Below are 5,913 nucleotides of genomic sequence, written 5' to 3' on the forward strand. Positions count from 1 at the left end.
CAGGTCCATTGTGGGAGCGAGCCTGCTCGCGAAAGGGCCATGAGCGGCACCGCAAAAACAACATCTAGAAACAATTAGGCAGCCCACCGGCCGCACCAAAAACTGTTCCCGTTACGTATACGTCACCCTGCCCTGTGGCGTTTCGCCACGGCAGGCTGTCATCACGCTACTCACCTACACACTTTCCGAGATGCGAAAACACGAACCAACTTGGTGCATCGATCAATTCGACGCCCTTTCCTGGATCACTATCCATGGCGAAACCACTACGGCCCATAGCAGCGGATCACGCTCGAGAAAATCCAACGCCCGCGTTTCAGACAGCTTGGCGAGCTGCCCGCCGGCCAGCCAGGCGGCGACTTTGGTACCTTCGTCCTCGGCAATGGCCTCGGCTGCGGCGATCAGATCCAGTGCCGGATCGACCCACAATAGGGCACCCTTGGCAAAGAACGGTTCCAGCTCCTTCCAGGTAATGGATGCGGTTTCACCGAGCAATTTGGCATAGAGGGTGCTAGGTTCTTGATTCATGGGAGCTGTCCGGAAAAGAAATCGGCGCGAATGATAACGTCGGTGGTCTGGCAGAAAAACCCGGTTGCAATTGCAGCACCGATTGAAAAGCGCAGGAAAGCCAAGGATTGCCGATTTGACCGGACCAACCCCGCCGCTAATCTGTCTTTTTCTTTCAATAAAGCGACACCCCCAGGTTTTGCCCCCAAGCGCCAGCTTCCCTTGCCAACAATCGGCGCTCTACACTGTACCGGTACAGTTGCCGGGGGCATTTTCCGCGTGGGTATCCAAGATATCTGACCCGGTTCTGCTGCTACGGCGCCAGGACTATAAAAACTACAACAGCATGAGTGGAGCACTATGACTAAGGCTACTAAGCAGATTTCCAAACTGTTTGCCGCTATGGTTCTGGCCGGGGTTGCCAGCCATTCGTTCGCCGCCGACACCATCAAGATCGGCATCGCCGGCCCGAAAACCGGCCCTGTAGCCCAATACGGCGACATGCAGTTCAGCGGCGCGAAAATGGCCATCGAACAGATCAACGCCAAGGGCGGCGTCGACGGCAAGCAACTGGTCGCCGTTGAATACGATGACGCCTGTGATCCGAAACAAGCGGTCGCGGTCGCGAACAAGGTCGTCAACGACGGCGTCAAGTTCGTGGTCGGCCACCTGTGCTCCAGCTCCACCCAGCCGGCTTCGGACATCTACGAAGACGAAGGCGTGATCATGATCACTCCGGCGGCCACCAGCCCGGACATCACCGCGCGCGGCTACAAGATGATCTTCCGCACCATCGGCCTGGACAGCGCCCAAGGTCCGGCGGCGGGCAACTACATCGCCGACCACGTCAAGCCGAAAGTCGTTGCGGTCCTGCACGACAAGCAGCAGTACGGTGAAGGCATCGCCAGCGCCGTGAAGAAAACCCTCGAAGGCAAAGGCGTGAAAGTGGCCGTCTTCGAAGGCGTGAACGCCGGCGACAAAGACTTTTCCTCGATGATCGCCAAGCTCAAGCAAGCCAACGTCGACTTCGTCTACTACGGCGGCTACCACCCGGAGCTGGGCCTGATCCTGCGTCAAGCCCAGGAAAAAGGCCTGAAGGCCAAGTTCATGGGTCCGGAAGGCGTGGGTAACGACTCCATCTCGCAAATCGCCAAGGAATCCTCCGAAGGCCTGCTGGTGACCCTGCCGAAATCGTTCGACCAGGATCCGGCCAACGTCGCCCTGGCTGACGCGTTCAAGGCCAAGAAAGAAGACCCGAGCGGTCCGTTCGTATTCCCGTCCTACTCGGCTGTGACCGTGATCGCCGACGCGATCAAGGCTGCCAAGAGCGAAGACGCGACCAAAGTGGCTGAAGCCATCCACGCTGGCACTTTCAAGACGCCAACCGGTGACTTGAGCTTCGACGACAAGGGCGACCTGAAAGACTTCAAGTTCGTGGTTTACGAGTGGCATTTCGGCAAACCTAAAACCGAAGCTTCGCCTCAGTAAGGCCTGGCCTGACTGACTGCCAATAAAGCCCACGGCGTGCCGTGGGCTTTGTTTTAAATGTATTGGGCCGCGCTGGCGTGATCCGCCAGTCTCCCCACCTGAAAATCTCAAAACCGTCATCAGCGGTTCGCTGGCAAACCTCGAGTCCGAAGTGGATGCAGATCCATGGGGCCCGGGCGGGAAAATGACTCCACCAGTGAAATGCGTATCAGGTTTTTAGGAGCGCTGTAATGCCTGACATCTATCACTTCTTCCAGCAGCTGGTTAACGGCCTGACCGTTGGCAGCACGTATGCCCTGATCGCCATCGGCTATACGATGGTCTACGGCATCATTGGAATGATCAACTTCGCCCACGGCGAGGTGTACATGATCGGCTCCTACGTGGCGTTCATCGCCATCGCCGGGCTGGCCATGATGGGACTCGACAGTGTCCCGCTGTTGATGACCGCGGCTTTTATCGCGAGCATCGTGGTTACCAGTTCCTATGGCTACAGCATCGAACGGATCGCCTACCGCCCGCTGCGCGGCAGCAACCGTCTGATCCCGCTGATTTCCGCCATCGGTATGTCGATCTTCCTGCAGAACACGGTACTGCTTTCGCAAGACTCCAAGGACAAATCCATTCCCAACCTGATTCCGGGCAACTTCGCCATCGGGCCAGGCGGGGCACATGAAGTGCTGATTTCCTACATGCAAATCGTGGTGTTCGTGGTGACCCTGGTCGCCATGCTCGGCCTCACGTTGTTCATCTCCCGTTCCCGCCTGGGCCGCGCCTGCCGCGCCTGCGCCGAGGACATCAAGATGGCCAACCTGCTGGGCATCAACACCAACAACATCATCGCCCTGACCTTCGTCATCGGTGCGGCCCTGGCGGCCATCGCCGCGGTGCTGTTGAGCATGCAATACGGTGTGATCAACCCCAACGCCGGTTTCCTCGTGGGCCTGAAAGCCTTTACCGCCGCGGTGCTCGGCGGCATCGGCAGCATCCCCGGCGCGATGCTCGGCGGATTGGTGCTGGGCGTGGCGGAAGCCTTTGGCGCCGACATCTTCGGCGACCAGTACAAGGACGTCGTGGCGTTCGGCTTGTTGGTTCTGGTTCTGTTATTCCGGCCGACCGGCATCCTGGGCCGTCCGGAGGTTGAGAAAGTATGACTAGGCATCTCAAATCGGCGCTCTTCAGCGCCCTGCTGGTCTGGGCCGTGGCCTACCCGGTACTCGGTCTCAAACTGACCATCGTTGGTATCAACCTGGAAGTGCACGGCACCAGCCCGGCCATCCTGGCGACCATCGCCGTATGTTCCGTCCTGATGTTCCTGCGGGTGCTGTTCAGCACGCAGATCAGTGCGGCGTGGAAAGCGTCGCCCGGCGTGCCGGTGATCCCGGCCAAGGCCAGCAACTTCCTGACCCTGCCGTCGACCCAGCGCTGGATCGTGCTGGGCCTGATCGTCGTGGCCCTGGTATGGCCGTTCTTCGGCTCTCGCGGCGCGGTCGACATCGCCACGCTGATCCTGATCTACGTGATGCTCGGCCTCGGCCTGAACATCGTCGTGGGCCTGGCCGGCCTGCTGGACCTGGGTTATGTCGGCTTCTACGCCGTCGGGGCCTACAGCTACGCGCTGCTGTCGCATTACTTCGGCCTGAGCTTCTGGATCTGCCTGCCGATCGCCGGGATGATGGCTGCCACCTTCGGTTTCCTGCTGGGCTTCCCGGTCCTGCGCTTGCGCGGCGACTACCTGGCGATCGTGACCTTGGGTTTCGGCGAGATCATCCGTCTGTTCCTGCGCAACCTGACCGACATCACGGGCGGCCCGAACGGCATCAGCAACATCGAGAAACCGACGTTCTTCGGCCTGACCTTCGAACGTAAAGCCGCCGAAGGCTTGCAGACCTTCCACGAGTACTTCGGTCTGCAATACAACTCGATCAACAAGGTGATCTTCCTCTACCTGGTTGCCCTGCTGCTGGCCCTGGCCGCGTTGTTCGTCATCAACCGCCTGCTGCGCATGCCGATCGGCCGTGCGTGGGAAGCGCTGCGTGAAGACGAAATCGCCTGCCGTGCGCTGGGTCTCAACCCGACCGTGATCAAGCTGTCGGCCTTTACCCTCGGCGCGGCGTTCGCCGGTTTCGCCGGCAGCTTCTTCGCCGCTCGCCAAGGCCTGGTGACGCCCGAGTCCTTCACCTTCATCGAGTCGGCGATCATCCTCGCCATCGTCGTGCTGGGCGGGATGGGTTCGCAGTTGGGTGTGATCCTGGCGGCGATCGTGATGATCCTGCTGCCGGAAATGATGCGTGAATTCAGCGAATACCGCATGTTGATGTTCGGCGCCTTGATGGTGCTGATGATGATCTGGCGTCCTCAAGGTCTGCTGCCTATGCAACGCCCCCACATGGAGCTGCGCAAATGAGCCGCGAGATCCTGAAAGTCGAAAACCTGAGCATGCGCTTCGGCGGTTTGCTGGCGGTCAACGGCGTAGCCCTGACCGTGCAAGAGAAGCAAGTGGTTGCCCTCATCGGGCCGAACGGCGCGGGCAAGACCACCGTGTTCAACTGCCTGACCGGCTTCTACCAGCCTACCGGCGGCACCATCCTGCTGGACGGCGAGCCGATCCAGGGCCTGCCCGGTCATCACATTGCCCGCAAGGGCGTGGTACGGACCTTCCAGAACGTGCGGCTGTTCAAGGACATGACGGCGGTCGAGAACCTGCTGATCGCCCAGCACCGTCACCTGAACACCAACTTCTTTGCCGGCCTGTTCAAGACCCCGGCGTTCCGCAAGAGCGAACGCGAGGCCATGGAGTACGCCGAGTACTGGCTGGACAAGGTCAACCTCACCGAGTTCGCCAACCGTACCGCCGGGACCCTGGCCTACGGTCAGCAACGGCGCCTGGAAATCGCCCGCTGCATGATGACCCGTCCGCGGATCCTCATGCTCGACGAACCGGCCGCCGGCCTGAACCCGAAGGAAACCGAAGACCTGAAGGCGCTGATCAGCGTGCTGCGCGAGGAGCACAACGTGACCGTGCTGCTGATCGAGCACGACATGAAGCTGGTCATGAGCATTTCCGACCACATCGTCGTGATCAACCAAGGCACGCCCCTGGCCGACGGTACGCCGGAACAGATCCGCGACAATCCTGAAGTGATCAAAGCCTACCTGGGGGAAGCGTAAATGCTGCAGTTCGAAAACGTTTCCACCTTCTACGGCAAGATCCAGGCGCTGCACAGCGTCAACGTCGAGGTCCGCCAGGGCGAAATCGTCACGCTGATCGGTGCCAACGGCGCCGGCAAGTCCACCCTGCTGATGACACTCTGCGGTTCGCCGCAGGCCCACAGCGGCAGCATCCGCTACATGGGTGAGGAGCTGGTGGGCCAGGACTCGGCGCAGATCATGCGCAAGAGCATCGCCGTGGTGCCTGAAGGCCGTCGGGTATTTGCCCGGCTGACCGTGGAAGAAAACCTCGCCATGGGCGGTTTTTTTACCGACAAGGGCGACTTTCAGGAACAGATGGACAAGGTGCTGCACCTTTTCCCACGCCTGAAAGAGCGTTTTACCCAGCGCGGCGGCACCATGTCCGGCGGCGAACAGCAGATGCTCGCCATCGGTCGTGCACTGATGAGCAAGCCCAAGCTGCTGCTGCTCGACGAACCGTCGCTGGGCCTGGCGCCGATCATCATCCAGCAGATCTTCGACATCATCGAACAGCTGCGCAAGGATGGCGTGACGGTGTTCCTGGTGGAGCAGAACGCCAACCAGGCGCTGAAAATCGCTGACCGGGCGTACGTGCTGGAGAACGGTCGCGTGGTGATGCAAGGCACTGGTGAAGCACTGCTGACCGACCCGAAAGTGCGCGAGGCGTACCTGGGCGGTTGAGTCTGTCGCGATAGAACAAACGGCCTTCGGGCCGTGTTTTTTTGC

The 5,913-nt window shown here is 60.3% G+C and carries 7 protein-coding genes; 6 read left to right on the forward strand and 1 reads right to left on the reverse strand.

The genetic code is table 11. From position 1 onward, the window contains the following. Nucleotides 1-222: 222 nt before the first annotated feature. Nucleotides 223-528 carry a DUF2288 domain-containing protein gene (locus ACE04F_RS16740; protein WP_486108396.1) on the reverse strand — a complete coding sequence of 102 codons (306 nt, stop codon included), beginning with the start codon at nucleotides 526-528 and terminating at the stop codon, nucleotides 223-225. A 30-nt stretch (nucleotides 529-558) separates the two neighbouring features. Between ACE04F_RS16740 and ACE04F_RS16745 the strand changes: the two genes are divergently transcribed. The 6 genes from ACE04F_RS16745 to ACE04F_RS16770 all read left to right on the forward strand — a co-directional run bounded on the left by ACE04F_RS16745 (nucleotide 559) and on the right by ACE04F_RS16770 (nucleotide 5,868). Further along, complete coding sequence (locus ACE04F_RS16745; protein WP_434572263.1) at nucleotides 559-807, forward strand: hypothetical protein; 249 nt, start codon at nucleotides 559-561, stop codon at nucleotides 805-807. Between the two features lie 60 nt (nucleotides 808-867). Then, the gene (locus tag ACE04F_RS16750) at nucleotides 868-1,995 is read left to right on the forward strand and encodes a branched-chain amino acid ABC transporter substrate-binding protein (protein ID WP_486108398.1); all 1,128 of its coding nucleotides are present in this window, start codon (nucleotides 868-870) and stop codon (nucleotides 1,993-1,995) included. Nucleotides 1,996-2,225: 230 nt separating this feature from the next. Beyond that, complete coding sequence (gene livH / locus ACE04F_RS16755) at nucleotides 2,226-3,149, forward strand: high-affinity branched-chain amino acid ABC transporter permease LivH (protein ID WP_014336891.1); 924 nt, start codon at nucleotides 2,226-2,228, stop codon at nucleotides 3,147-3,149. Continuing rightward, nucleotides 3,146-4,402 carry a high-affinity branched-chain amino acid ABC transporter permease LivM gene (locus tag ACE04F_RS16760; protein ID WP_039593755.1) on the forward strand — a complete coding sequence of 419 codons (1,257 nt, stop codon included), beginning with the start codon at nucleotides 3,146-3,148 and terminating at the stop codon, nucleotides 4,400-4,402. The genes livH and ACE04F_RS16760 overlap by 4 nt, the downstream gene beginning before the upstream one ends. Then, nucleotides 4,399-5,166: a high-affinity branched-chain amino acid ABC transporter ATP-binding protein LivG gene (livG, locus tag ACE04F_RS16765; protein WP_434558356.1), complete on the forward strand. Its 768-nt coding sequence runs from the start codon at nucleotides 4,399-4,401 to the stop codon at nucleotides 5,164-5,166. The genes ACE04F_RS16760 and livG overlap by 4 nt, the downstream gene beginning before the upstream one ends. Further along, a complete protein-coding gene (locus ACE04F_RS16770; RefSeq protein ID WP_186613630.1) occupies nucleotides 5,167-5,868 on the forward strand; it encodes an ABC transporter ATP-binding protein in 702 nt (233 codons plus the stop codon). Nucleotides 5,869-5,913: the final 45 nt, after the last annotated feature.

This window comes from Pseudomonas sp. AGC41, assembly GCF_057334555.1.

Bases quoted from the DNA above. Each gene is read 5' to 3' on its own strand.
- ACE04F_RS16740 (WP_486108396.1), bottom strand. From the start codon at position 528: ATGAATCAAGAACCTAGCACCCTCTATGCCAAATTGCTCGGTGAAACC.
- ACE04F_RS16745 (WP_434572263.1), top strand. From the start codon at position 559: ATGATAACGTCGGTGGTCTGGCAGAAAAACCCGGTTGCAATTGCAGCA.
- ACE04F_RS16750 (WP_486108398.1), top strand. From the start codon at position 868: ATGACTAAGGCTACTAAGCAGATTTCCAAACTGTTTGCCGCTATGGTT.
- livH (WP_014336891.1), top strand. From the start codon at position 2,226: ATGCCTGACATCTATCACTTCTTCCAGCAGCTGGTTAACGGCCTGACC.
- ACE04F_RS16760 (WP_039593755.1), top strand. From the start codon at position 3,146: ATGACTAGGCATCTCAAATCGGCGCTCTTCAGCGCCCTGCTGGTCTGG.
- livG (WP_434558356.1), top strand. From the start codon at position 4,399: ATGAGCCGCGAGATCCTGAAAGTCGAAAACCTGAGCATGCGCTTCGGC.
- ACE04F_RS16770 (WP_186613630.1), top strand. From the start codon at position 5,167: ATGCTGCAGTTCGAAAACGTTTCCACCTTCTACGGCAAGATCCAGGCG.